Genomic DNA, 24,964 nt, shown 5'->3' with positions numbered 1-24,964 from the left:
GCACGCGCACTACGGGCATTCGCGCTGGTTGAACGTACGCAACGACTGGGGCGGCCCGCGTGGGGGCCGCCCCTGCCCGCCGAGCGGACCGGATCAGCCGCTGCGGGTGAACACGCTGTCCTGATTGGCGCCGCTGGAGCAGAGCTTCTTCTCTTCGGCAGTCATCTTGCGGGACTTGACCACGACCGCGTTGTGCTTGCCGTCCGTGCCGTTCGGGGCGGGGCCGGTGACCACGTCGGGCACGAACCAGTAGTAGTGGCCCCACTTGGGGTCGTCGTAGTGGGTCTGCCAGGTGCCGGATATCCGCTGCATGACCTGGGCGCGGGAGATCCAGCCGACTTCTCCGGGCTGCACGGTCACGGTGAAGGTGCTGGTCTCGGTGTGCGAGCTCTGCCAGGTGTAGTTGTACGTCGCGGTCACACTGGCGGTGATGATGCCCTCGATGCCTCCGCCGACGGTGACGGAGCCTCCCACCGAGTGGGAGGAGCCCACGGTGTCGGCCCAGGCCATCGACTGGGAGGCGGGCGAGGCCGTGCAGTTGTAGAGCAGTTCGGAGGCCTGGCGGGGTTCGCCGAGGTAGGCCTGGCCGATTTCCGGGGAGTTGAAGCTGCACTTGCCCTGCCCGGAGGCGCAGTCGGCCATGATCTGCTCCGCGGTGGGCTGCTCATCGGCCACCGCGGGCACGGCGGCCACCGCGATCGTCCCGAGGGCGGACGCCGTCAGCGCCAGCGTGCGGCCGCCGTACCGCAGTGCGCGGCTCATCGTCATCGTTGTTGCCTCTCACGTACGTGGGGGGTTCGGCGACCGCGCGCTGCCCGCTGTTGCGGAAGGGGTCGCAGTCGCCTGGTGATGCCCACGAGGCTCACGTAATCGACGACAGAGCTACACCAAGAACTCGCAAAGTTGTATTTGATTTTCAAAAATGATGCACGGTCAATTTCATTGTGCGTAAGGCGACTTCGGGACCAGGGAGAGGGCGAGGACGGCACGGTCGTCGTCGGACTGCGCGGACCAGCGCTCCGCGTCGGTCCGTACGAAGGGCACGACCGTCTCGGGGCGGGGTGCGCGCTCACCGGACGGCTGGACATGCCATCCGTTGCCCATTGTCGGCCGAGGCCTGAGGACCGCAGCCCGACGGTTTCGCGGCGCGTCGAAGGCACGTCGCCCGCGAAAACTCTGTGCGGCGTCCGCTCGCGCTGGAGCAGAATCGGCTCCATGGCGGACATGGGAGCGTTCCGGGACGCGGTCACCAGGTGGGCGGCGGGCAGTCCGGGCGGGCCGGCCACCGAGCTGGCCGCGCGGCTGCGCGTGCGCACCGCGGTGCTGCTGGAAGGCCCGAGCGACCTCGCGGCCGTCGAGACGCTGGCCGCCCGCCAGGGCCGGGACCTTCCCGCCGAGGGGATCTGCGCCCTGCCCATGGGCGGAGCCATGAGCGTCGGCCGCTACGCCGGCCTCCTCGGGCCGCCCGGGCTGGGGCTGCGCCTGGCCGGTCTGTGCGACGAGCGCGAGCGGCCCTTCTACGACCGCGGCCTCGAACGGGCCCGCGCGCCCCGCCAAGGGGTCTTCGTGTGTGTCACGGACCTGGAGGACGAACTCATCCGTGCGCTGGGCGTGCCCCGCATCGAGAGGATCGTCCAGGCCGAGGGCGACCTCCAGGCCTGGCGGATCTTCGAACGCCAACCCGCACAGCAGGGCCGGCCCCCGCACCAGCAGATGCGGCGCTTCCTCGGCACGAAGAGAGGCCGCAAGATCCGCTACGGCCGTCTCCTCGTCGAGGCCCTCGAACCGGAGCAGGTACCCGCTCCCCTCGACCATCTGCTGGCGAGCCTGTGACCACACCGCGGGAACGCGGCGGCTGCTGACGGACCGTCGGCCCCGCCGGCGACCGTGACCATCCGGCACCAATGTCCGCGGTGCACACCGGCAAGGCATCTCGACTAGCCGACCCGAAACTGGCACCGTAAATCGGCATGAATATGACCAAATCGGGGCAATCAGCGTTCTCGCTTCGCTGGAGGCTCGTGCTGGCCAGCACCACCATGCTCTTCGTCGAGCTGGCGCTGATCAGATGGGCGGGCGCCAACGTCGTCCACCTCAGCTACTTCTCGAACTTCATCCTGCTGGGATCGTTCCTCGGCATCGGCATCGGGTTCCTGATCCCGGCCGGGCGCGGGCAGTGGCTCAAACGCTGGACACCGATTCCGCTCGCCCTGCTCGTCGTCTTCGTACGGGCGTACCCGGTGCAGGTGCGTCAGAGCAGCAGCGAGGTCATCTACTTCACCGCCGTGAAGACCACCGGCCTGCCCCAGTGGGTGACGCTACCGGCCATCTTCCTGCTGACCGCGGTGATCATGGCCGGGATCGGGAAGATCACCGCCGACCTCTTCCGTCAGCTGCCCTCGCTCGACGCCTACCGCTACGACCTGATCGGCAGCATCACCGGTTCGGTGTCGTTCGCCGTGCTGTCCTGGCTGCGTGCCCCGTCGGTCGTGTGGGGCGTCCTCGCCGCCGTGGCCCTGCTGGTCCTGGGCGGGCGCCGCAACAAGCTGTTGTACGGCATTCCGCTCACCGCGATGGTCGCCGCGCTGTTCCTGGAGTCGACGGCGGCCGGCGTGTCCTGGTCGCCGTACTACAAGATCGAGCTCAAGGCGTCGCCGACCGCCACCCGGACGTACTACATCTCCGCCAACGGCGTCCCGCACCAGAGCACCGCGCCGCTGCCGGTGCTGATGCGGGAGAACTCGCCGTATCGACAGGCCTACGAGCAGACGCCCCGCAACCCGCACAAGCGCGTGCTGGTCATCGGAGCCGGGAACGGCAACGACGTCGCGGTCGCGCTGGCGCACGGTGCGGAGCGGGTGGACGCGGTCGAGATCGATCCCCGCCTCCAGGAGATCGGCGCGCAGTTGCATCCCGCCCGGCCGTACGACGATCCCAGGGTGCACGTCCACATCGACGACGGACGGGCGTTCCTGGAGCGGACGAACGCCAAGTACGACCTCATCATCCTGGCGCTTCCGGACTCCCTGACGCTGGTGTCGGGCGCGAGCAATCTGCGGCTGGAGAGCTATCTCTTCACGCGGGAGGCGTTCGAGGCGGCCCGGGATCATCTGACGCCGGACGGCGCGTTCGCGATGTACAACTACTACCGCAAGGCCTGGCTGGTCGACCGCTTCGCCGGTGATCTGGCCGACCTCTACGGCCACGCCCCCTGTATGACGACGTTCAAACGGAACGCGGCCGTCCTGGTGGCCGGGATGACGCCCGCCGACCAGTCCTGCCAGCAGATCTGGGAGCCCAGCGGCCCGGTTCCGGCGGCCGCGACCGACGACCACCCCTTCCCGTATCTGCTGCACCGGAGCATTCCCACGCTCTATGTGGGTGCCCTGGGTGCGATCCTGCTGGTGACACTGCTGGCGGTGCGCCTGACCGGGGTCCGGATCCGCAATACGTTCCGCTACACCGACATGTTCCTGCTGGGTGCGGCCTTCATGCTGCTCGAGACGAAGAACGTGATCGGGTTCGCGCTGTACTTCGGTACGACCTGGCTGGTCAACGCCCTGGTCTTCTTCGGCGTGCTGCTCTCCGTCCTCGCCGCGGTCGAGGTCCGGCGCAGGCTGCGACGGGTCAACCAACTGCTCCTGCAACTTCTGCTCTTCGGCTCGCTCGCCGTGGCCTGGCTCGTTCCGACCCAGGCCGTGCTCTCGCTGCCGCCCGCCGGCCGGCTCGCGGCCGCCATCGCCCTGGCCTTCGCCCCCATCTTCTGCGCCAACCTCATCTTCTCCGACCGCCTGGCGCTGGCACCCGACCCGACGTCCGCGTTCGGCGCGAACCTGCTGGGCGCGCTGACCGGGGGTGCGCTCGAGTACCTGGCGTTGCTGACGGGTTATCAGGCGCTGTTGTTGGTCGTCGCCTTGCTGTATCTGGGGGCGTGCGTCGCCATGCGCTTCGCCGGGCGCGGGCCGGACGGGCAGACCGCACGCCAGCCGGACGAGACGGTGGCCGTCAAGAGCTAACGACGAGCCGGAGGCGCCCGACGATCCGCCGTACAACCCCCGCTCCGTGTCACGTGTCCTCACCAGTGACCGGCACTCGTCGAAGTGCCCTTCCCAACTCGTTCCAACGGGGGAACACATGAGCTTGGCCAGCACTCGTAAGCGTCGCGGCACGGCCGCACTTCTCACCGTCTTGATGGCGGCAGGTCTCGGTGCCGCGGGCGCCGGAGCGTCCAGCGCCGGGACCGCCGCGCCGCAGACCCGGCAGATCGCCTCGTCCCAGCTCGGTACCGACTACAAGGTCACGCTGACCGCGCTGCGTTCGACGCAGGACGAGTACGCGGCCTCGGTGCGGCTGCAGGTCTACACGCAGTCGAACGGCGCCTGGAAGGAGTCGGACCGCGTCACCCTGGGCGAGGTGGACGGCTGGTTCTGGTACCCGCTCACCGGCACGGGGGCCGTCTGCGAGTTCTCCACCGCGAGCACCGAACCTGCGCCCCTGACGGTGAGTCTGCTGCTCACGCCGTCCCTCGGCTGCTCCGACCCGACGCACCTCGTCGTCAAGGACGGCCGGGTGTACGCGGGCTGAGCCGCCCAGGCCTCCGTGGACGCTGATACGTCAGGTATCCGCGTCCGGGTCAGGCGCGGCGGTACACCAGCCGTCGCAGAACCGTCTCCATCGGCCCCTGCCGCCCGGCGCGTTCCAGTGCGTACGCGCCGACGACCGTCACCAGCCAGACGCCGCCCGCGAAGAGCACCATGGTGGCGCTGGTCAGGTGCTCACCGAGACCGAGGCCCCAGGCCGCGAGCAGTGGGGAGAACATCAGCGAGTGGGCGAGGTAGCAGGACAGCGACCGCTTGCCCACCGCTGAGACCGCCACGACCGTCTTCCCGAGCCGTCCATCGCCCTTGCCGGGGCGTCGGCCGGCCCACCAGTGGGCGAAGAGCGCGACGGCGGCGACGTAGCCGATCCCGGCGGCGTTCCCGGTCACGTCGCGAAGAATGGTGAGCACCCCTTCCTCGCTCTGTGCGTCGTCCGGCACGTCCAGCGCTCCGACGTGGGCGAGCGCGGCCGGCAGCGCGCCCAGCCAGCCGATCGCGATCCCGCCGACCGCGGTGCGGCGCAGCAGGCGCAGATGCCGCCCGGGCTCCTCGAGGACGCGTCGGCGGGCCGCCCAGAAGCCGAGGAGGAACACCAGGTAGCCCCCGCCGACGAGTGCCAAGGGGGCGGCGACGAAGGTGACGAACAGGCCGGTCGTAAGTCGGGTGCCCATCGCCGCGAGGAAGCTCTCCTCGCCCGACGCGTACGCCACGAGGCCCGGCTCAGCCGACGCGTCCCCCAGGGATCCCAACTCGCCCCGCAGCAGGGCCGTGACGACGGGCAACGCCGATATGAGCAGCAGTTGTACGGCCGCGATGCCGATCCACCATTTCAGCGCGCGTTCGCTGCGCCTGACGAAGAGCAGCCCCAGGACGAGGCTCAGCACGCCGTAGTAGCCGACGATGTCACCGGCCATCAGCAGCGTGGCGTGCGACAGCCCGATGACGATCAGCCAGAGGCTGCGGCGGCGCAGGATGCCGACGGCGGCGCGCCCGGTGGCCCCGGCCTCGACCTGACGCAGGTAGAGCTGCGTCATGCCGTAGCCGAAGAGGAACGCGAAGAGCGGGTACACCCGCAGGTCCAGCGCGGTGATCATGGTGAACTGCGCCGCCCGGTCCGCCCAGGAACCGTCGACCGGCTGCCACCCCGAGGGGCCGTGGCGAGCCGCCCAGAGGTGGAACGCGGTGTTGGACACGACGATCAGCAAGAGCATGATGCCTCGTGCCAGATCGGGTGCGAGCGCCCGTTCCCCACTGCGCACGGCGCCGCGCGGCGGCCGTGCCTTCGTGGCGCTGTCGGCGGCTCCTGCGCTGTCGGATACTCCTGCGCTGTCTGCGGTGTCGGCGTCGGTTGTCGTCACACCGCCACGCTAGGAAGGCATCCGGTACCGGGACATCCGCCTTCGGTCTCGGCGCGACCGACCAAAGTATGGAGCCCGCCGTCAAAGGCGGGCGGGGAACATTCGTCCAAGACAGGGCGCCCCGACGTCGGCGACCGTGGAGGCATGCGCAGCTACGACGTGGCGCCCGCGCCCACGGATCTTGATGCCGCGAGCGGCTGGGAAGTCGCCCACCCGCTCGGCGGTACGTCACTGGACGGCGTCCGGATGGCCGGATTCCGCGACCGGATCGCCGCCGGACTGGATCTGCACGTACTTCCCCAGCCCGCGGTGATCGTCGTCGTCGGGCTCGGGGACGAGCCGCTCCGCGTGGACAGTGCCACGGGGCGGCAACCGGTGAACAGCCTGGTCGCCGGGTTGGCGCCCGGTCAGGCCCGTATTCGTGGCCGGGGTGTCGAGTGTGTCGAGATCCGTCTCTCGCCGCCGGCCGCCTACCGGGTGCTCGGGGTCTCCCCGCGCGAACTCGTCGGGTCCGTCACCGGTCTCGCGGACCTGTGGGGGTGTCAGGAGCGGCGTCTGCGGGAGCGGCTGGCCGAGGCCTCGACCTGGCAGGAACGCCTCGCGCTGACCGACGAGTTCCTCGCCGGGCGGGCCGCCCGGGCGCCGTCGGTGGCGGTCGAGGTCGCCGCCGCCTGGGAGACCATCGTCGCCCGCCGGGGCCGGGTCCGCGTCGACGACCTCGCCGCGTCCTGCGGATGGAGCCGAAAGCGGCTGTGGGCCAGGTTCACGGACCAGGTCGGCCTCACCCCGAAGCGCGCCGCCATGCTGGTCCGCTTCGACCGTGCCGCGCGGGCGCTGAGTTCGGGTCACAGCGCCGCCGATGTCGCCCTCGCCTGCGGTTACACCGACCAGTCCCACCTCCACCGCGACGTGTTCACGCACGCCGGACGCACACCGGGCGCCCTCGTCGGCAGCACGACGACCGCCCGCTGAGACCCGCCCGAACCGAAACGGGACCCCATCGAAGGAAGGGAAGAAATCCGTGGCGAACACCGACGCCCCGGCAGTGAGCACAGCCGACCGTGACCGGATCGTGCGACTCGTCTTCGGCACCATGGCCGCGCAGACCCTGCGTGCGGCCGTCCGGCTGAGGGTGGTCGAGCGCATCGGCGACACACCGCGCACCGCGGCCGATGTCGCCGCCGAGGCCGGAGCCGGGCAGCAGCCCATGACCCGGCTGCTGCGCGCGCTCACCGGTCTCGGCATGCTGAACGAACACACCCCCGGCACCTACTCCGTGACCGGCGCGGGTGCTCTCCTCCACCGGCACCGCCCCGGTTCCCTCTCCTCGTTCGTGCGGGTGTTCACCGAACCGGCCGTCGTGCGTGCCTGGGAACATCTGGACGACAGCATCCGCACCGGCCGGCCCGCCTTCGACACCGTCTTCGGCACCGACTTCTTCTCCCACCTCGGCCAAAGCCCCGAACTTTCCGGCGAGTTCAACGCGGCCATGAGCCAGGCCGTGTCCGAGACCGCCGCGGCGCTCCCCCACGCCTACGACTTCAGCCGTTTCACCTCCGTCACCGATGTCGGCGGGGGCGACGCGACCCTGCTGGCCGGCGTACTCACCGCGTATCCGCACCTCACCGGCGTGGTCCTCGACACCGCCGAGGGCCTGGCGCAGGCACCTTCCACACTGGAACGGCACGGGCTGAAGGAACGCTGCTCCCTGGTCGCCGGGGACTTCTTCACCTCCGTGCCCGAGGGGTCCGACCTCTGTCTGATGAAGAGCGTCCTGCACGACTGGACCGACGACCAAGCAGTCACCGTCCTCAGCCACTGCCGGGCCGCCCTGCCGCCCGACGGCCTCCTTCTCATCGTGGAACCCCTGCTCCCCGAAGTCGCCGACACCCACACCGGGGCCGGCCTCGCCGAGGACGCGATCACCTACCTGAGCGACCTCAACATGCTCGTCAACCTCGGCGGCCGGGAACGTACCCGCGAGGACTTCCAGAACCTGTGCCGTCGGGCCGGCCTGACGCTCACGTCGAGCACCCCGCTCGCCGACGCCGAGCCCTTCTCCCTCCTCGAAGCGAGGCCCGCTTCGTAGGAGTCCTCGCCGGGAGAAGGCCGGCCGGGGTCCCGCGGTCACCGGGTCGGCGGCCGCCACTCGAACAGCAGCAGCGTCGCGTCGTCGCGAAGACGCCCGGGCTGGGCGTCCAGGATCGAGTGGATCAGCCGCCGCAGGGTTTCCGGCGCCAGTTCGCCCGCGGCGGTGGCGCGGATGATGTAGTCGGCGTAGTGCTCCAACCCGAACAGGCCGCCGTCGCGGGTACGGGACTCGGTGACGCCGTCGGTGTACAGCAGCACCCGTCGCCGGGTTGGAGGGCGACCTCGTGCGTCCCGCGAGGAGTCGGTCAACAGGGACGGCAGTCCCATCGGCGGGCCGGGCTCCCGCTCCAAAGCGTCGACGAGCAGTCGTCGGTCGCGGGCGGGCGGGAGAGCAGCGGGGGGAGCGGGGATGCCCACCCTGGAGCCTGACGACGGGCAGGCATCTCGGCGTCGCGGTCATGCGGTCACTTCCCGGCTCGGTCAATCCGCTGGCGCATGTCAAACCGAAGTCCCAGGCTGTGCCTGTGCCAGAACTCAAGTACCGGATCCGCGCCCGCCACACCGACTCCACGATCACCGTCTACCAGGCCTACGCTCCGCAGATCGGCCTGCCGGCAGCCGCTGAAGGCCGGTTCCCGGCGGCCTGGAAGCGTGACCGGATGACGTGGATCAAGCCGTCGTTCCTCTGGATGATGTACCGCTGCGGGTGGGCCACCAAGGAGGGCCAGCAGACCGTCCTCGCGGTCGAGATCGCCCGCGAGGGCTTCGAGTGGGCGTTGGAGCACGCCTGCCTGTCCCACTACGAGCGCGGACTGCACTCCGACCAAGCCGACTGGAAGCGGCAGATGAGGAAGGCCCCGGCGCGTGTCCAATGGGACCCTGAGCGCGACATGCGTCTGCGGCCCCTTCCCCACCGCTCCCTGCAGCTCGGGCTCTCCGGCGAGACCGCGCACCGCTACGCGGACGAGTGGACGCTCTCCATCACCGACATCACGCCCCTCGCGCACGAGATCCACCGGCACGTGCGGGCCGGAGACCTGGACGCCGCCCAGCGGCTCCTCCCCCAGGAATCCGCCTACCCCACGCCCGACGGGCTCCTGGACCACCTGCGCCCATGAGTCCCCCGATGCCATGACGTCAGAGGTAATCGACGGCTCTGACCTCCCCCGGCAGGATTCGAGCACACCGACACGGGACCGGTGCCGACGCGCACGGGAGCCCGCGGAATCCGCCCGCAGCCGCGAGGAGAGCGCCATGTCCGTCAAGTCCACCCCGTCCACGGCAGGTTCGGCGTCGGCCACGGCGTCCGTCGCCGACGTCACCCGGTCCGTAGTGCAGGAGTTCGTCGCCGCCCGTCTGGCCGGTGACACCGGGCGGCTCGTCGCGCTCTTCGCCGAGGACGTCGACTGGCTGCTCGCCGAGAACCCCGGTGTCCCGTGGATCCGGCCACGGTCCACGGCCGCCGAGTGCGCCGCCCAGTTCACGGAGTTGACGGAGCACACCGTCCCCGAGGACGCGCGTGCCTGCGTCGACACCTTTCTCGTCGACGGCACCGACGCCGTGCTCATGGGGCACTTGTCCGGGACGGTACGGGCCACGGGCAAGAGCTTCGAGGGGCCGTTCGCGCTGCACCTGACCGTCGAGGACGGCCGGATCACCCGGCATCACCTGTACGAGAACAGCCTGTCGATCGCCCAGGCCTGCGCCCCGTGACGGCACGCGCCTCGGGGTGGCGTTCCGTCGTTCATCGCTTGCAGGTCCGCCCGCAGGGTGACGAGCCAGTTCTCGACGGCCGTCAGGGCCGGCAACAGCGGTAGGACCTGGGCGTCCGGGGCGATGGCGGACGTATACGGGATGTGCGGCGGCGGCATCCGGATGCCGCCGGGCGGGAAGCAGGCCGCCCGGTGGCCGCGGTGGCCGTCGACTCGGCCGCCTCGCGGGCCCACCTCGCCACGGCGTCGGGCACTTCGCGGTCGAGGGCGCGCGCCGCGATGCTCGGCAGCCAGTTGGCGCCGACCAGGGTGTGGATGGCGAAGTTGAGGGCGGCGGGCCAGTCGGGGGCGTCGTCGTGGTGGCTCGCGGGTTCGCTGCGGTACTGGGCGTAGGCCGCCTCGGCGAGCCGCAACCGGTGCCGTGTTTCCCGACGGGTGCGCTCGCTGTCCTCAGGGCCTTCCCGGTGCGCCGATGACACCTGTGGCGCAGAAGTGGGCAGTGTGGCCGCCACCGTGGCCGGGATGAGGGGCGCGGCCTCCCGGAGCAGCGTGGTCATGCCGCGCCGGACCTCGGTGGCCGCTCCGGCCGGCCAGGCCAGGACCCCGCAGAGCAGGCCGATGCAGGAGCCGGTGAGGACGTCCACGACCCGGACCTCGCCGATCCGCCAGGTGACCGGCGCGAACTGGGCGAAGGCGGTGGAGACGACGAGTGTGAACAGCCCTTGGGCCCAGGCGACGCCGGCGATCGGTCCCACGGTGAAGGCCAGCAACATGACGGGGACCAGCGGCGCTGCGTAGACGTCGGTGGCCTCGCCCGCCCAGAATGCGCGGGCCGTACCGTGACAGGGAACGCCGCCCGGCTCCCCCTCGCATCCGCGTCCCTTCGCACCCTCCGCCGATCCGGGAGGTGGCCCCGCTGCACACCCCGCTCTCCGTCGTCTTCGCGCTCTGCGCGGCCCTCAGCAACGCCGTCGCGACAGTGCTCCAGCGCAAGGCGGCGCTCACCGTGCCGCGCTCCGAAGGGCTGCGGGCCGGGCTGATGCTCGACCTGCTGCGACGGCCCGTCTGGCTGGCCGGCATCCTCGCGGTGATCGCCGCCGCCGTCTGCCAGGCGCTGGCGCTCGCCACCGGGCCGCTGACGATCGTGCAGCCGTTGTTCGTGCTGGAGCTGCCGCTCACCCTCGTCGTGGCCTCACTGCTGATGCACCGGCATCTGCCGGGCAAGGGCTGGCTGGCCGTGACGGTGGTGGTGGCGGGGCTGGCGGTCGCGCTCTTCGCCGCGTCCCCCACCGGCAACCGCACCCATGTGGCGCTGGACCGCTGGGTCCCCGCGCTCGCCGTGTGCATGGGGCTGGTCGTCGCCCTCGCTCTGGCCGCCCTGCGGCGCCCGGAAGGCCGCGCCCGGGCGGCGTGTCTGGGTGCCGCGACGGCGATCAGCTACGCGATGACCGCGGCGCTGATGAAGGCGGCCACGCACATCCTCGAGGAGCGGGGAGCAGCGGGATTCTTCTCCGCCTGGCAGACGTACGCGTTCGCCGCGACCGGGGTCTGCGCGCTGTTCCTGCTGGAGCACGCGATGCAGGCCGGCCCGCTGGTCGCCTCGCAGCCCGCGCTCACCCTCGGCGACGCACTGGTGAGCCTCACCCTCGGCATCACCCTGTACGAGGAGGAGATCCGCTCGGGGTGGTGGCTGCTGCCCCAGTTGTTCGGTGTCGCTCTGATCGCCGCCGGGGTGCTCGCCCTGTCGCGGATCCCGCTGACTCGGGCGCTGGTGGCGCCGGAGGAGGAGCCCCGGAGGGGGTAGCGGGTGCCGGTGTGACGTGACGCGATGTCCCTAGCCCACCCGGGTCCTCTGCACCGTCAGGACGCCCGGGTGGCGGTGCGTCCCGTGGCCGCCGCCCGTTCGATGGGCCATGTTGCTGACCGTCGAGGCGATCGGCACCGGGCGGATGCGAAGGAGGCCCCGCGGTGGGTGAGCTGTACATCGACGGCGAGTGGACACAGGCGGCTGCGGGTGGGCGGCGGGAGGTGGTCAACCCGTACGACGCCTCGGTGGTCACCAGCGTCGACGAGGCCGACGCCGCCGACGTGGATCGCGCGGTGCGTGCCGCGCGGCGTGCGTTCGTCGAGGAGGACTGGGCGCACGCTCCCTCCCGTCACCGTGCCGACCTTCTGCTGCGTGTCCGGGACCTGCTGCTGCGCGACAGGGAGGACATCGCCCGCACCGAGACCCTCGACACCGGCAAGACGCTGACCGAGGCCCGTATCGACGTGGAGGACGTGGCGAACGCCTTCCGCTACTTCGCCGAGCTCGCGGGCAAGGACGGCGGCCGGGTCGTGGACGTCGGGCCGGACGTCCTGAGCCGTGTCGTCTACCAGCCGGTCGGCGTCTGCGCGCTCATCGCGCCCTGGAACTACCCCCTGTTGCAGGCCTCCTGGAAGGTCGCCCCGGCGCTCGCGGCCGGCAACACCTTCGTCCTCAAGCCGAGCGAGACCACCCCGCTCACCACGATCGCCATGATCCGGCTGATCGAGGAGGCCGGCGCACCGCCCGGCGTCGCCAACCTGGTGCTGGGCTCCGGGGCGAGGGTCGGCGCGGCCCTGACCAGCCATCCCGAGGTCGACCTGGTGTCCTTCACGGGCGGCCTGAACACCGGACGCGCCATCATGGCCAGCGCCTCCGAGGGGCCGCGGAACATCGCCCTCGAACTCGGCGGCAAGAACCCCAACATCGTGTTCGCGGACGCCGACTTCGACGCCGCCGTGGACCACGCGCTGGACGCCGCCTTCCTGCACTCGGGGCAGGTCTGCTCGGCCGGTTCGCGGCTGCTCGTCGAGGACTCGCTGCACGACCGGTTCGTCGAGGCCTACGCCGGCCGTGCCCGGGCGATCCGGCTCGGCAACGGCCTGGAGGAGGGCACGGAGAGCGGTCCGCTCAGCTCCGCCGAGCACCGCGAGAAGGTCGAGCGGTACATCGCCATCGGTCAGGAGGAGGGCGCCCGGCTCGTCGCCGGCGGTGCCCGGCCCGACGACCCGGCGCTGAGCCGCGGCTTCTTCCTGCTGCCGACGATCTTCGCCGACTGCGACCGGTCCATGCGCATCGTCCAGGAGGAGGTCTTCGGCCCGGTGGTCACCGTCGAGCGATTCCGCTCCGAGGACGAGGCGGTGGAACTGGCCAACGACACCCGCTACGGCCTGGCCGGCGGCGTGTGGACGTCCGACGCGAGCCGCGCCCAGCGGGTCGCCCAGCGGCTGAGGCACGGCACCGTGTGGATCAACGACTTCCACCCCTACGTACCGCAGGCCGAGTGGGGCGGCTTCGGCCGCTCCGGCGTCGGGCGCGAGCTCGGTCCCACGGGGCTGCGCGAGTACCAGGAGGCCAAGCACATCTACCAGAACCTCTCCCCCGCCCCCTCCGGCTGGTTCAAGGGCTGACCGGACAACCCCGCCGTCCGCCGGGGCCGGCCCGGATCAACCCGTGGCGCACCGGCCATCGAAGAAAGGCACCGCATGGCCACCACTCCCGCGCACGGCGCCGAGTCCGCCTACGACTACGTCGTCGTCGGCGGCGGCACCGCCGGCTGTGTGCTCGCCGCCCGGCTGAGCGAGAACCCCGACTGCCGCGTCTGTGTCATCGAGGGCGGCCCCAGCGATGTCGGCGACGAGCGCATCCTGCGTCTGCGCAACTGGATCAATCTGCTCGGCTCGGAGTTCGACTACGGCTACACCACCGTCGAGCAGCCGCGCGGCAACTCCCACATCCTGCACTCACGGGCCCGCGTGCTGGGCGGCTGCTCCTCGCACAACACGCTGATCAGCTTCATGCCGCTGCCGCAGGACCTGGACGACTGGGTGAGCCGGGGCTGCTCCGGCTGGGACCCGGCGACGATCCTGCCCTACCGCGACCGGCTGCTCACCGAGATCGTCCCGGTCGCCGAGGCGGACCGTAACCCCATCGCCAAGGACTTCGTCACCGCGGCCGCCCGCGCGCTCGGCGTCCCCGTCGTCGACGACTTCAACGCCGAACCCTTCGCCGACGGAGTCGGCTTCTTCTCGCTGGCCTACCAGCCGGAGGGCAACCTGCGTTCCTCCGCTTCGGTCGCCTACCTCCACCCCGTCCTGGACCGGCCCAACCTGGCCCTGCTCCTGGAGACCTGGGCCCATCGGTTGCTCACGGACGAGGCGGGGCGGCTGACCAGGGTCGCCGTCCGCGACGCCGACGGCCGGCCTGCCACGGTGCGGGCGGAGCGTGAACTCCTGCTGTGCGCGGGCGCCGTCGACACCCCGCGCCTGCTGCTGCTCTCCGGCATCGGTCCGGCCGACGACCTGCGCGACCTGGGCATCGACGTACGGGCCGACCTGCCCGGCGTGGGCGAGAACCTGCTGGACCACCCCGAGTCCGTGATCGTCTGGGAGACCGCGGGTCCGCTGCCGCCCAACTCCGCGATGGACTCGGACGCCGGCTTGTTCCTGCGCCGCGACAAGGGCAGGTCACGGCCGGACCTGATGTTCCACTTCTACCAGGTGCCGTTCACCGTCAACACCGAACGGCTGGGCTACCCCGTGCCGCGGTACGGAGTGTGCATGACGCCGAACGTGCCGCGGGCCCGCTCGACGGGCCGGATGTGGCTGCGCAGCGCCGACCCGGCCGAGCAACCCGCCCTGGACTTCCGGTACTTCACCGACCCCGAGGGCCACGATGAGCGCACGATCGTGGACGGGCTGAGAGTAGCCCGCGAGGTGGCCGCGACCGACCCGTTGCGCGACTGGCTGGTCCGTGAGGTCGCGCCCGGCCCGGACATCGTCTCCGACGCCGACCTGTCGGAGTACGGGCGGCGCGCCGCGCACACCGTCTACCATCCGGCGGGCACGTGCCGTATGGGTGCCCCGGACGACCGCATGGCCGTCTGCGACCCGGAGTTGAGACTGCGCGGCTTCGAGGGCGTACGCATCGTGGACGCGTCGGTGTTCCCGACGATGCCCACCATCAACCCGATGGTGACGGTCCTGCTCGCCGCGGAACGCGCCGCCGACCTGATCACCGGCCGCGCCGGACCGGCGGCACGGGAGGCCGGGCGGTGACCGGCCCGCAGCGGCCGTCCGCCCCCGCGTCCGCCGCCCCCGGCGGGGAGCCCGGCTCGGAGTTCCGCAAGGACATGGGACCGTGGGCGAACTTCGCCCTCGGCTTCACCTACCTCTCCCCGGTGGTGAGCACCTACACGCTCTTCGGCACCGCGCTCGCCGCGGGCGGACCACCGATGATCTGGGCGTTCGTACTCGCGGGCTGCGGTCAGTTCCTGGTCGCGCTGATCTTCGGCGAGGTCGTCGCGCAGTACCCCATCGCCGGCGGTGTGTACCCGTGGGCGCGGCGGCTGTGGGGCAAACGCTGGGCGTGGATGACGGGTTGGGTGTACATGTGGGCGCTGCTGGTGACCATCACCTCGGTCGCCTACGGTGCCGGCCCCTACATCGCCATCCTCTTCGGCTTCAAGACCTCCGTGCACAACACCGTGCTGTGCACAGCGGTGCTCATCGTCGTCGCCGTCCTCATCAACTACATGGGCACCAAGGCGCTGTCGGCGGCGGCCGTGATCGGCTTCGCCGGCGAGCTCATCGGCGCCCTGATCGTCGGCATCTACCTGCTGTCCACCCACCGCCACCACGGCCTCGGCGTCGTCTTCGACACCTACGGCACCGAAGGGGACGGCTCCTACCTGCCGGTGTTCCTCGCCGCGGCCATCATCGGCTTCTACCAGTACTACGGCTTCGAGGCGTGCGGCGACACCGCCGAGGAGGTCGCCCACCCGGGCCGTGTCATCCCGAGGGCGATGCGCCGCACCATCTACATCGGCGGCGCGGCGGCCACGTTCACCTGTATGTCGCTGCTGCTGTCGGTCACGGACTACGGCGCGGTCATCTCGGGCGAGCAGGCCGACCCGGTGGTGGACGTGCTGTACGACGCCATGGGCGAGACCGGGGCCCGGCTGGTGATGGCGGTGGTGCTGATCTCTTTCCTGTCCTGCACGATCAGCCTCCAGGCGGCGGCAGGGCGGCTCATCTACTCGTACGCCCGGGACGAGATGATCGTCGGGCACCAGTTGCTGCGGCGGTTCGCGCACGCCCGCGCGGTGCCTGGCTACGCCCTGCTGGTGGCCGCCGCGGTGCCGCTGCTCATCGCGTTCGCCTCGCTGTTCTCCGAGGACGCCCTCACCAACATCGTGTCGTTCGCGATCCTCGGCATCTACGCCTCGTTCCAGATGGTGGTCCTGGCCGCGCTGCGGGCCCGGCTCAAGGGCTGGCGTCCGGCAGGGGAGTTCACGCTGGGCCGCTGGGGCCTCGCGGTGAACATCGGGGCACTGGCCTACGGCGTCTTCGCGATCGTCAACATCTGCTGGGCCCGTACGCCGGAGAAGCCGTGGTGGGAGAACTGGATCGTCCTGCTCTGCGGCGCTGTGGTGCTGGGCACGGGTCTGCTCTACATGTTCACCACGCACCACTACGGCCGTGGCAACGCGCCTTCGGGCGACGCCGTGCCGGACAGCTGAGTTGGTCCGCCGTCAGGGCTGGCACTCGTCCAGCGCTCGGAGCGCGTCGGCGGCGGCCGCGCGGGTGGCGGTCGATTCCGAGTCGTCCGAGGCGAGCGCGGTGAGCCGGGCGCGCAGCCGCGCATCGGCCTGGGGCCGTGTCCCGGTGTCCGCCAGCCAGTGGGCCAGTCCTTCCGTGGCGTGGAAGCGGACCGTCGCGACCGGGTCGTCCAGGGCGTGCACGAACCGGGCCAGGTCGGTTCCGGTGTCGTCGTCGGTGGCGTTGTGCGTGTCGAGGAGCGAGAGCGCGGCGGCCCGGACGTCGGCCGAAGGGGTCCGGTCCGCTGTCCGGCGCAGGCCGGGCAGCGCTTCCGCGAGGCCGATCAGCGCGTTGTGCGTCTCCCAGACCGTGTCGGGGTCGGCGGCGAGGTGGGCGACCAACGCCCGGGCCACGGACCGGCGTTCCCAAAGGCGCAGTCCGTCGTCCACCAGCGTGTCCAGACCGTCCACCGCGCCCGCGCGCACCTCGCCGTCGGGGTCGTCCAGCAGTGGAAGCAGCAGCCAGACGGCGTCCCATCGGCCCGCCCGCCCGATGGCTTTCGCGACCGCCGCACGCGTACGGCCGGGCAGCGCGGGGTCTTTGACGGCGGTGCGCAGTACCCCGGCGGCGGCCCATGTCCCGGCGGCTCCCAGGGCATACGCGGCCGAGGGACCGGCGGCGGCATCGCCGAGCCATCGTGCCGCGGGCCCGCTCACGCGTTCCTCGCCACGCCGACCGAGCCCGCGCAGCAGGGCGGCCGCGACATTCGCGTCCCGTTCCGTCTCCAGCGCCTGAACCAGGGCGTCCCGCGTCTGTGCGGCCTCGACGTCCGACAACCGGGCGGCCACCGCGATCCGCACTGGGGCGGACGCATCGCGGAGCCCCGTGATCAGCGCATCGTGGAGGCGCTCGGTCCACTCCCCGGGAAGCAGTTCGAGAGCCCGTACACGAGCGTCGTCCGCGCCCTGCTGGGCCGTACGCACCACCTCGGCGCCGACGCCCGGGGCGTCCCGTAGGCGGTGCAGCAGGACGCGGGCGCGTCCCCGCACGGCGGAGTCCGGGTCGCCCAGGAGGGCCACCAGCGCGGGAACGTGCCCAGGCAGGCCCAAGGCGCCCAAACCATCGAGGGCGTTGATCCTCAAGTGCCGGTCAGGGTCGCGGAGCAGGCGCGAGTAGGCGTCCACGATCGCCGGGCCGTCGAGTCCGAGCCGGATCGCGGCGCGTGCGGCCCGGCGCCGTACCCACGGGTCCTCGTCGCCCATCAGTTCAGGCAGCACCCTGCGGCCCGCCTCCGCGACCCCGAGTCGGCCGAGTCCCGCGGCCACGGCCTCACGCACCTCGGGCGCACGGTCGTCGGCCGATGCGACGAGCACCCACGCGTGCTCGTCCCGACCGACCCTGCCCAGCCCTTTCGCCGCGGCCGCTCGCCGCCAGGTGTCGCCGGCCTTCAACTCCCGCAGGAAGAAGGCGATCTGCTGTTCCGATCCCATGAACACCCCGGTGAGTTGGACAGGTGAGTGGGCCAGAGGTTGTACCGGCGCAGAGGCGTGGCACGTCGATGTAAAAATGGGCCGCAAGGTCGAAAATCCTGCCCGATTTCGGGCAGAAACGTGGAGTTTCCATGCCGTGGAGACCTAGGGTGATCGCTCGTGATCATCCTGCTCCGGCGTCCGTCGTCCGAGCGGGCCGCTTCAGCATCACCCGGGCGAAAGGGGCAACACATGCGCTCGCTTCCCACCGACGCGGAGGCCGTGGTCTTCGACTGCGACGGGCTCCTGGTCAACACCGAAGACTGCTGGACCGTGGCGGAAACCGCGATCTTCGCCGCACACGGCCTGCCCTTCGGCCCCGCACAGAAAGCCCTGGTCATCGGCCGCACCTTGGAAGCCGCGGGGCAGGCCATGGCCGACCACTTCGGGCGGCCCGGAGCCGCTGCGGAAATCTGTGCCGAACTCGTCGAAAGGGTCCGCGGCGAGCTTGCCCGGGGCGCCACGGCCCTCCCCGGAGCGGTGGAGTTGGTGCGCGCCTGCCGGGCGCGCGTCCCCATCGCGGTGGCCAGCAACAGCCCACGCGAGCTGCTGGACATCGCCCTCGAATCGGCCGGGCTCAGCGACTGCTTCACCCGCACGTTCGCCGCCGACGAGGTGCGCTCCCCCAAGCCCGCACCGGACCTCTACCTCACGGCGTGCGCAGCGATCGGCGCCGCCCCGAACCGCACCGTCGCCTTCGAGGACTCGGCCACCGGCATCACCTCCGCCCGTTCCGCCGGCCTCCACGTGGCCGTCGTCCCGTCCCTCCCCGGGACGGACCTCGACCACGACTGGCTGGGCACCAGCCTGACCGAGCCCGAGCTGCTGGGCTGGGCGAGGGAGCTGGGCCGCCGGCCGCTCGTACCAAGGCGTACGTGACATGCTGAGTAGACGACTGGCCCCGGGCGCACCCGGAGGTGGAGGACGCGATGGACTGGGCTCGGTTCGCGCAGGACATGGCGGCGATGGCGCGGGATCTTCTCGCCCAGGAGTCCGTCGATGCGACCCTGGAACGGATCACCGGCTCGGCGACCGAGCTGGTGGAGGGCTGTGACGCGGCCGGCATCCTGGTCCTGAGCGGCGGGGAGGTCCATACGCTGGCACCCACGGACGAGCTGGTCACGGCGAGTGACCGGCTGCAGGAGCGGTTGGGCGAGGGGCCGTGCTTCGACGCCGCCCGCATCAAGGAGGGCGAGCGGGTCTTCCGTATTCCGGACTTCACCCAAGAACAGCCGAGCTGGCCGGATTTCGCCCCTCAGGCCAACCAGCTCGGAGTGGGCAGCATGATGGGCTTCCTGCTGTACACCGAGGACGAGGAGTTCGGCGCGCTGAACGTCTACTCGCGCAAGCCGGGCGCGTTCACCGAGGTCAGCGAGCTGGCCGGCTGGCTGCTGGCCTCCCACGCCGCCGTCGCCTTCTCCAGCGCCCGCACGCACTCCCAGATGGAACGGGCGGTCGCCACCCGTCACATGATCGGCGAGGCCATGGGCATCCTCATGGGCAGCCACCAGCTCACCGAGAAACAGGCATTCGACACGCTGCGCCGGTACTCGCAGGAGAACAACGTCAAACTCCGCGAGGTCGCCCGGCAGATCTGTGAGTACGGCAGCCTCTCATGACCCGCGGGCGGCTCCCCCAGCTCGTGGTCTGAACCAGAGGAGCCTGGCCGGGCCGGCCCCCAAGGGGAACGCAGCTCAGCCCGACCTAACCGCCAAGTCCCCAGCCTCACGGGTTTCACGCGGTCCGACCGCAGGCATTGTCAGCTCCCGGACTGTGCCTCATCCGTGAGGTGGCAGTCAGCGACGGCTCACCAGGGCACGCCGGCCGGCTTCCCGGAGGACGACGTCGGCGGTCTCCTCGGCGGTGAGGGCCGCGCTGTCCAGCCACCATCCGGCGTCGCCGAGCTCGCGCCGCATCCGGGCTTCGAGATCCTCGTAGCCGTCGAAGGCGAACTGTTCCCGTGGATCACGGATGGAGTTGCGGTACCGGCACATCTCGATGCCCGGCGCGAGAACGACGAACAGCACGCGTCGAGCCGGGAGGAGCGACAGGAAGAAGTCCAGCTGCGCTCGGTCGGGGACAACCCAGTCGATCACGGGGGTGAAGCCCGCGTCGGAGAAGTTGTTCGCCAGGGTGCACAGGTTGCGGTTGCAGAGCTCCACCTGCCGCGCCGCCTCCTCGGCGGGTTCGCAGAGGGCTCCCACGCGACCGCTGACGATCAGCCTGCCGACGAAGTCGCCGTCGAGCCGGGCCGAGCGCGGCAGGCGTGCGGCGATGAGCCGGGTCACCGTCGACTTCCCCGCCCCCGGCATCCCCGTGACGATCACACAGTCCCGCGTCCCCGTCCCAGTAGTGATCACGCCCGCGATCGTGCCAGCGCGACCGGTGACCGGCAATGTGTTTTTTCCTGGCGACCCAGCCGAACGCGGACCACCCGAACAGCCCCGCGGAGGCGGCGCCCGGCACCTTCGACCAGCGAAGATGTCCGAAGCACGCTCGGTCGCCCGCGGCGCGGGCCTGTGCCCGCTGTCTTCCGTGAAGGAGTGGTTCCTCTTGAAGGCTCCCGCCATCTCACCGTGCCTGGGTGTGCCCGACACCCAGGCGACCTGCGACTACTACGAGCAGTTGGGCTTCACCGCCCTGCCCGGCGGCGACGACCCGGACGACGACCTCCGCATCCTGCTCTTCGAGGGCGAGTTCGCGCTGATGGTCTACCGCGCCGAGCACCTGCGCGGCTGGCTCCCGGTCCTCCAGGACACGCCCGTCGGCGCCTTCGGCATGTTCTACCTGGCCGTCGACGACTTCGACACCTACGTCGAGAAGATCCGCCCGCTGGTCACCGTCCAGAAGGACGTCATGGAGCGCCAGGGGCAGAAGCTCTTCTATTTCACCGACCCCAACGGATACGTCATCGGTGTCACACAGAAGCAGACCTGGTAGCCCGCGGCAGAGCCGCAAGAATGAAAGCCGCTACTCGGACGGGGGTCTTGGGTGCGGTTCGGCCACGGCCCCGGCTGTCGCTCCCCGAGGATCTTGGTCGTCCGTTCGTGACCGACCCTGACGAGGAGCGGAAGTATGTCCCATCGCCCTGCCCGGCCTGCGCCGCGTTCCCGCCTGTTCACCTGGTGGGCGACGATCGGCGCTGTCACGGCTCTGGCCCTCGGTCTCCCGGGCACCGCGGGCGCGGCCGACGGCCCGACCCCGCCCGAGGGAGCCGTCGCCGCCCCCGCGGCCCTCATCCGGGGGACCCTCCAGCCGGACGCCCCGCCGCCGGGCGCCAACGACTGGAAGTGCCGGCCGACCGCAGCGCACCCCCGCCCCGTCGTCCTGCTGCACGCGACCCTGACGAACGCCCACATGAACTGGGGCATGCTGTCACCGCAGCTGAAGGACGAGGGGTACTGCGTCTTCGCGCCGAACTACGGCGGGAAGCCGGGAGTTCCGTTCAAGGCCACGGGCCATGTCCCCGACTCGGCCCGCGAGATCGCCCGCTTCGTCGACCGGGTGCTCGACGCGACCGGTGCCCGGCAGGTCGACCTGGTGGGGCACTCCCAGGGCGGCGGTGTACTACCCCGCTGGTATCTGCGCTTCGAAGGGGGTACGAACCCGGCGAAGCCGTCGCGCAACAAGGTGCGCAGACTCGTCGGACTGGCTCCGTCCAACCACGGCGCCTCCGTGTCCGGCCTGGGCACCCTCACCACCGCGCTCGGCCTCAACGAGACCGTGTCCGCCCTGGCAGGACAGGCGTACGCGGACCAGATGGTGGGGTCCGAGGTGAACAGGAAACTGGATCGGGGCGGCGACACACAGCCGGGCGTCGACTACACGGTCATCGCGACCCGGTACGACGAGGTGGTCACGCCGTACTCCAACCAGTTCCTCACGGCGGGGAAGGGTGCGAAGGTGCGCAACATCACGATCCAGGACGTCTGTCCTCTGGACCTCTCCGAGCACATCTCGATCGCCTACGACTCCAACGCCATGCAGCTCGTCCTCAACGCCCTCGACCCCGCGCACGCCGAGCCCGTGGACTGCCGTCTCTCGGCGCCGCTGCTCGGCGGCTGAAACGTCGGCCGGTGGCCCGCCTCGCGGCGCGCGACACCCCGCCGGTTCGACCTGGGCCCCCCTCTTGTGGAGAATCAAGGTCATGAGCGAGAACGTGTTCTTCAAGGTTTCGGCTGGTGGCAAGGATCTCGGCCGCATTGTCTTCCGGCTGTTCGACGACGTGGTGCCCAAGACGGCACGCAACTTCCGCGAGCTGGCGACCGGTCAGCACGGCTTCGGGTACAAGGGTGCCCCCTTCCACCGGGTCATCCCCGAGTTCATGCTCCAGGGCGGTGACTTCACCAACGGCAACGGCACCGGTGGCAAGAGCATCTACGGTGAGACGTTCGCCGACGAGAACTTCCAGCTGAAGCACGACCGGCCGTTCCTGCTCAGCATGGCCAACGCGGGCCCGGGCACCAACGGCTCGCAGTTCTTCATCACCACCGTGGTCACGCCGTGGCTGGACGGCAAGCACGTCGTCTTCGGCGAGGTCGTCGAGGGCGAGGACGTGGTCAAGGCCGTCGAGGCGCTGGGCAGCCGCTCCGGCTCGACGAGCGAGAAGATCGTCATCGACGACTGCGGCGTCGTCGCCTGACCCAGCCGTAACCGCATATCCGGTTTCCACCCAGGTCCATCAGGCCCGCACCACGGGCCTGATGGACCTGTTCCCATTCCGGCCGTTGGCGGGCCGTCCGCGGTCAGTGCGACTCGCGGCTCACCTGCGAACCGCTGGATCCGAGCAGGAAGTCGAGGTCGGCGCCGGTGTCGGCCTGCAGGACGTGGTCGACGTAGAGGCGCTCCCAGCCGCGCCGCGGGTGGGCGTAGGCCTCGACCGTGGCCGCGCTCGGGCTTCTGCGGGCGAGTTCGTCGGCGGGTACGTCGACGTCGATACGGCGGGCCGCGACGTCCAGGACGACGAAGTCCCCGGTGCGGACGAGGGCCAGCGGCCCGCCCGCCGCCGCTTCCGGCGTCACGTGCAGGACGACCGTGCCGTACGCCGTGCCGCTCATCCGGCCGTCGCAGACGCGGACCATGTCACGGACGCCCTGTTCGAGGATTTTCTTCGGCAGGGGCATGTTGGAGACCTCGGGCATGCCCGGGTAGCCCTTGGGTCCGCAGCCGCGCAGGACGAGGACGGAGTCGGCGTCGACGTCCAGGTCCGGATCGTCGATGCGGGCGTGGAAGTCCTCGATGGAGTCGAAGACGACGGCCCGGCCGCGGTGGCGCAGCAGGTGCGGGGAGGCGGCGGCCGGTTTGACGATGGCGCCGTCGGGGGCGAGGTTGCCGCGCAGGACGGCGATACCGCCTTCGGCGACCAGGGGTTCGGCTCGCCTGCGGATGACGTCGGTGTCCCAGATCGGGGCGTCGTCGAGCGCGTCGACCAAGGGTTTGCCGGTGACGGTGAGGGCGTCGGGGTCGAGCAGGTCGCGGACCTCGCGCAGGACGGCGAGCAGGCCGCCGGCGCGGTGGAAGTCCTCCATGAGGAAGCGGCCGGCCGGCTGGAGGTCGACCAGGACCGGGACGCGGGAGCCGATGCGGTCGAAGTCGTCGAGGGAGAGGTCGACGCCCAGTCGGCCGGCGATGGCCAGGAGGTGGACGACGGCGTTGGTGGAGCCGCCTACGGCGGCCAGGGCGACGATCGCGTTGTGGAAGGAGGCCTTGGTGAGGAAGGAGCCGGGCCGCCGGTCGGCGCCCACCATGTCGACGGCCAGACGGCCGGTGTGGTGCGCGGCCTCCAGCAGTCGGCTGTCGGGCGCCGGGGTCCCGGCCACACCGGGGACGACCGTGCCGAGGGCCTCGGCGACCAGCGCCATGGTGGAGGCGGTGCCCATGGTGTTGCAGTGGCCGCGGCTGCGGATCATCGCCGACTCGGAGCGGGTGAACTGCTCCTGCGAGAGCGCCCCGGCGCGCACCTCCTCCGACAGCCGCCACACGTCGGTGCCGCAGCCGAGCGGGGTGCCCCGGAAGGTTCCGGTGAGCATCGGACCGCCGGGCACGACGACGGCGGGCAGGTCCACCGAGGTCGCGGCCATCAGCAGCGACGGGATGGTCTTGTCGCAGCCGCCCAGCAGGACGACGCCATCGACGGGGTTGGCCCGCAGCATCTCCTCCGTGGCCATCGCGGCCATGTTGCGCCAGAGCATGGCGGTGGGGCGCACGTTGGTCTCGCCGAGCGACACCACGGGCAGGTCCAGCGGGATGCCGCCCGCCTCGTACACGCCGTCGCGGACCGAGGAGGCGACCTCGTCGAGATGGGTGTTGCACGGGGTCAGGTCCGAGGCCGTGTTGGCGATGGCGATCTGCGGCCGGCCGGTGAAAGCGTCACCGGGCACGCCTCTGCGCATCCACGCACGGTGGATGTAGGCGTTGCGGTCTGGCCCCTCGTACCAGTGTGCGCTGCGCAGGCTCACCATGGGACCTCTTCCGGCAGTCGGTACGGAGGTCTACAGTCTGGAACGCCATGGAGCATACGCAGCCGTACGGCGGATCGACAGACCCCGGCGCCGACCCGCCAACCGCCGTCGGCGGCAACCGTCTTGTGGGTGCGGACCGCGTGCTGGGCAGGACGACCGTGGCCGCTACGTACGGGGGGACATGTTCCTGCGGCTGGCGTTCGCCCACCACGAGGCGCGACCCGAGCAGGTCCGGCTGCGACCCGTGCTCGACGCGCTGGCGCGACGGTTCGGCGAGGCCGCGCACTACGCGGTGCTCGACGGCCGCGAGGTCGTCCACCGCTCCAAGGTCGACCCGCCCACCGGCGCCGTGCGGCTGACGTCGACGATCGGCGGGCGCGACCCCGAGCACACCACCGCCGTCGAACTGACGGCCACGCGCGAGAGGGGTTACGGCGTCGACGACCAGGAGAACCAGACCGGCGTCAACTGTCTCGCGCTCGCCGTCTGTCCGAACTCGCCCACGGTCCCCGCCGGGGCGGTGAGCGTCAACGCGCCGGCCTACCGGACCCCGCTGGGCTCCCTCGTCGACGCCCGTGACGAGATACGCGCCGTGCTCGGCCCGCTCGCCGAACCCGACTCCTGACCTTGGAGAGCGACCATCGTGTACTT

General features: G+C 71.0%; 24 protein-coding genes and 1 pseudogene. 17 read left to right on the top strand and 8 right to left on the bottom strand.

Going from position 1 to position 24,964, the window contains the following annotated elements:
* Nucleotides 1-93: 93 nt before the first annotated feature.
* Entirely contained in the window at nucleotides 94-762 is a 669-nt protein-coding gene (locus ACZ4UU_RS29555; RefSeq protein WP_471906413.1) for a hypothetical protein, read from the bottom strand.
* A gap of 177 nt (nucleotides 763-939) precedes the next feature.
* Nucleotides 940-1,104, bottom strand: coding sequence for a hypothetical protein (locus tag ACZ4UU_RS29550; RefSeq protein WP_471906412.1), 165 nt, complete (start codon nucleotides 1,102-1,104; stop codon nucleotides 940-942).
* A 111-nt stretch (nucleotides 1,105-1,215) separates the two neighbouring features.
* Between ACZ4UU_RS29550 and ACZ4UU_RS29545 the strand changes: the two genes are divergently transcribed.
* The 3 genes from ACZ4UU_RS29545 to ACZ4UU_RS29535 all read left to right on the top strand — a co-directional run bounded on the left by ACZ4UU_RS29545 (nucleotide 1,216) and on the right by ACZ4UU_RS29535 (nucleotide 4,584).
* Nucleotides 1,216-1,833 carry a TOPRIM nucleotidyl transferase/hydrolase domain-containing protein gene (locus ACZ4UU_RS29545; RefSeq protein ID WP_471906411.1) on the top strand — a complete coding sequence of 206 codons (618 nt, stop codon included), beginning with the start codon at nucleotides 1,216-1,218 and terminating at the stop codon, nucleotides 1,831-1,833.
* A 188-nt stretch (nucleotides 1,834-2,021) separates the two neighbouring features.
* A complete protein-coding gene (locus ACZ4UU_RS29540; protein ID WP_471906410.1) occupies nucleotides 2,022-4,016 on the top strand; it encodes a spermidine synthase in 1,995 nt (664 codons plus the stop codon).
* Between the two features lie 118 nt (nucleotides 4,017-4,134).
* A complete protein-coding gene (locus ACZ4UU_RS29535) occupies nucleotides 4,135-4,584 on the top strand; it encodes a hypothetical protein (protein ID WP_471906409.1) in 450 nt (149 codons plus the stop codon).
* Between the two features lie 49 nt (nucleotides 4,585-4,633).
* On the opposite strand, the gene ACZ4UU_RS29530 is transcribed toward ACZ4UU_RS29535, so the two are convergent.
* Nucleotides 4,634-5,956: a DUF418 domain-containing protein gene (locus ACZ4UU_RS29530; protein WP_471906408.1), complete on the bottom strand. Its 1,323-nt coding sequence runs from the start codon at nucleotides 5,954-5,956 to the stop codon at nucleotides 4,634-4,636.
* A 144-nt stretch (nucleotides 5,957-6,100) separates the two neighbouring features.
* On the opposite strand from ACZ4UU_RS29530, the gene ACZ4UU_RS29525 reads away from it, so the two are divergent.
* Nucleotides 6,101-6,928 (top strand): helix-turn-helix domain-containing protein, encoded by an 828-nt coding sequence (locus ACZ4UU_RS29525; protein WP_471906407.1) that lies wholly within the window; start codon nucleotides 6,101-6,103, stop codon nucleotides 6,926-6,928.
* 49 nt (nucleotides 6,929-6,977) lie between these two features.
* Nucleotides 6,978-8,045, top strand: coding sequence for a methyltransferase (locus tag ACZ4UU_RS29520; protein ID WP_471906406.1), 1,068 nt, complete (start codon nucleotides 6,978-6,980; stop codon nucleotides 8,043-8,045).
* A gap of 38 nt (nucleotides 8,046-8,083) precedes the next feature.
* Here the strand turns inward: ACZ4UU_RS29520 and ACZ4UU_RS29515 are convergent, their stop codons facing one another.
* Nucleotides 8,084-8,464, bottom strand: coding sequence for a SpoIIE family protein phosphatase (locus ACZ4UU_RS29515; protein ID WP_471906405.1), 381 nt, complete (start codon nucleotides 8,462-8,464; stop codon nucleotides 8,084-8,086).
* Between the two features lie 107 nt (nucleotides 8,465-8,571).
* Between ACZ4UU_RS29515 and ACZ4UU_RS29510 the strand changes: the two genes are divergently transcribed.
* The gene (locus ACZ4UU_RS29510; RefSeq protein WP_471906404.1) at nucleotides 8,572-9,165 is read left to right on the top strand and encodes a DUF4291 domain-containing protein; all 594 of its coding nucleotides are present in this window, start codon (nucleotides 8,572-8,574) and stop codon (nucleotides 9,163-9,165) included.
* A gap of 136 nt (nucleotides 9,166-9,301) precedes the next feature.
* Nucleotides 9,302-9,760 (top strand): nuclear transport factor 2 family protein, encoded by a 459-nt coding sequence (locus ACZ4UU_RS29505; RefSeq protein ID WP_471906403.1) that lies wholly within the window; start codon nucleotides 9,302-9,304, stop codon nucleotides 9,758-9,760.
* 82 nt (nucleotides 9,761-9,842) lie between these two features.
* On the opposite strand, the gene ACZ4UU_RS29500 is transcribed toward ACZ4UU_RS29505, so the two are convergent.
* Nucleotides 9,843-10,532, bottom strand: coding sequence for an FUSC family protein (locus tag ACZ4UU_RS29500; RefSeq protein WP_471906402.1), 690 nt, complete (start codon nucleotides 10,530-10,532; stop codon nucleotides 9,843-9,845).
* Between the two features lie 143 nt (nucleotides 10,533-10,675).
* Between ACZ4UU_RS29500 and ACZ4UU_RS29495 the strand changes: the two genes are divergently transcribed.
* The 4 genes from ACZ4UU_RS29495 (at nucleotide 10,676) to ACZ4UU_RS29480 (ending at nucleotide 16,304) form a co-directional block, all read left to right on the top strand.
* A complete protein-coding gene (locus tag ACZ4UU_RS29495; protein WP_471906515.1) occupies nucleotides 10,676-11,563 on the top strand; it encodes a DMT family transporter in 888 nt (295 codons plus the stop codon).
* Between the two features lie 164 nt (nucleotides 11,564-11,727).
* Entirely contained in the window at nucleotides 11,728-13,194 is a 1,467-nt protein-coding gene (locus tag ACZ4UU_RS29490; RefSeq protein WP_471906401.1) for an aldehyde dehydrogenase family protein, read from the top strand.
* A gap of 75 nt (nucleotides 13,195-13,269) precedes the next feature.
* Nucleotides 13,270-14,841 carry a GMC family oxidoreductase gene (locus ACZ4UU_RS29485; RefSeq protein ID WP_471906400.1) on the top strand — a complete coding sequence of 524 codons (1,572 nt, stop codon included), beginning with the start codon at nucleotides 13,270-13,272 and terminating at the stop codon, nucleotides 14,839-14,841.
* Nucleotides 14,838-16,304 carry an APC family permease gene (locus ACZ4UU_RS29480; RefSeq protein WP_471906399.1) on the top strand — a complete coding sequence of 489 codons (1,467 nt, stop codon included), beginning with the start codon at nucleotides 14,838-14,840 and terminating at the stop codon, nucleotides 16,302-16,304. The genes ACZ4UU_RS29485 and ACZ4UU_RS29480 overlap by 4 nt, the downstream gene beginning before the upstream one ends.
* 12 nt (nucleotides 16,305-16,316) lie before the next feature.
* On the opposite strand, the gene ACZ4UU_RS29475 is transcribed toward ACZ4UU_RS29480, so the two are convergent.
* Entirely contained in the window at nucleotides 16,317-17,813 is a 1,497-nt protein-coding gene (locus ACZ4UU_RS29475; protein ID WP_471906398.1) for a HEAT repeat domain-containing protein, read from the bottom strand.
* Nucleotides 17,814-18,044: 231 nt separating this feature from the next.
* On the opposite strand from ACZ4UU_RS29475, the gene ACZ4UU_RS29470 reads away from it, so the two are divergent.
* Complete coding sequence (locus ACZ4UU_RS29470; RefSeq protein WP_471906397.1) at nucleotides 18,045-18,731, top strand: HAD family hydrolase; 687 nt, start codon at nucleotides 18,045-18,047, stop codon at nucleotides 18,729-18,731.
* Nucleotides 18,732-18,781: 50 nt separating this feature from the next.
* Nucleotides 18,782-19,471 carry a GAF and ANTAR domain-containing protein gene (locus tag ACZ4UU_RS29465; RefSeq protein ID WP_471906396.1) on the top strand — a complete coding sequence of 230 codons (690 nt, stop codon included), beginning with the start codon at nucleotides 18,782-18,784 and terminating at the stop codon, nucleotides 19,469-19,471.
* A gap of 177 nt (nucleotides 19,472-19,648) precedes the next feature.
* On the opposite strand, the gene ACZ4UU_RS29460 is transcribed toward ACZ4UU_RS29465, so the two are convergent.
* Nucleotides 19,649-20,212, bottom strand: coding sequence for a P-loop nucleotide/nucleoside kinase family protein (locus ACZ4UU_RS29460; RefSeq protein ID WP_471906395.1), 564 nt, complete (start codon nucleotides 20,210-20,212; stop codon nucleotides 19,649-19,651).
* A gap of 121 nt (nucleotides 20,213-20,333) precedes the next feature.
* On the opposite strand from ACZ4UU_RS29460, the gene ACZ4UU_RS29455 reads away from it, so the two are divergent.
* The 3 genes from ACZ4UU_RS29455 (at nucleotide 20,334) to ACZ4UU_RS29445 (ending at nucleotide 22,494) form a co-directional block, all read left to right on the top strand.
* Nucleotides 20,334-20,792 carry a VOC family protein gene (locus tag ACZ4UU_RS29455; protein WP_471906394.1) on the top strand — a complete coding sequence of 153 codons (459 nt, stop codon included), beginning with the start codon at nucleotides 20,334-20,336 and terminating at the stop codon, nucleotides 20,790-20,792.
* 135 nt (nucleotides 20,793-20,927) lie between these two features.
* On the top strand, nucleotides 20,928-21,917 hold the full coding sequence (locus tag ACZ4UU_RS29450) for an esterase/lipase family protein (RefSeq protein WP_471906393.1): 990 nt from the start codon (nucleotides 20,928-20,930) through the stop codon (nucleotides 21,915-21,917).
* Between the two features lie 82 nt (nucleotides 21,918-21,999).
* The gene (locus ACZ4UU_RS29445; RefSeq protein WP_471906392.1) at nucleotides 22,000-22,494 is read left to right on the top strand and encodes a peptidylprolyl isomerase; all 495 of its coding nucleotides are present in this window, start codon (nucleotides 22,000-22,002) and stop codon (nucleotides 22,492-22,494) included.
* 103 nt (nucleotides 22,495-22,597) lie between these two features.
* Here the strand turns inward: ACZ4UU_RS29445 and ACZ4UU_RS29440 are convergent, their stop codons facing one another.
* On the bottom strand, nucleotides 22,598-24,313 hold the full coding sequence (locus ACZ4UU_RS29440) for an IlvD/Edd family dehydratase (protein WP_471906391.1): 1,716 nt from the start codon (nucleotides 24,311-24,313) through the stop codon (nucleotides 22,598-22,600).
* A gap of 47 nt (nucleotides 24,314-24,360) precedes the next feature.
* On the opposite strand from ACZ4UU_RS29440, the pseudogene ACZ4UU_RS29435 reads away from it, so the two are divergent.
* Nucleotides 24,361-24,938 (top strand): annotated as a pseudogene (locus tag ACZ4UU_RS29435) (IclR family transcriptional regulator domain-containing protein).
* The last annotated feature ends 26 nt before the right edge of the window (nucleotides 24,939-24,964 follow it).

The organism is Streptomyces sp. NPDC028907 (assembly GCF_055564995.1).
The sequence above is the reverse complement of the archived record's forward strand: the minus strand, read 5'-3'. Positions and strand labels throughout refer to the sequence as shown.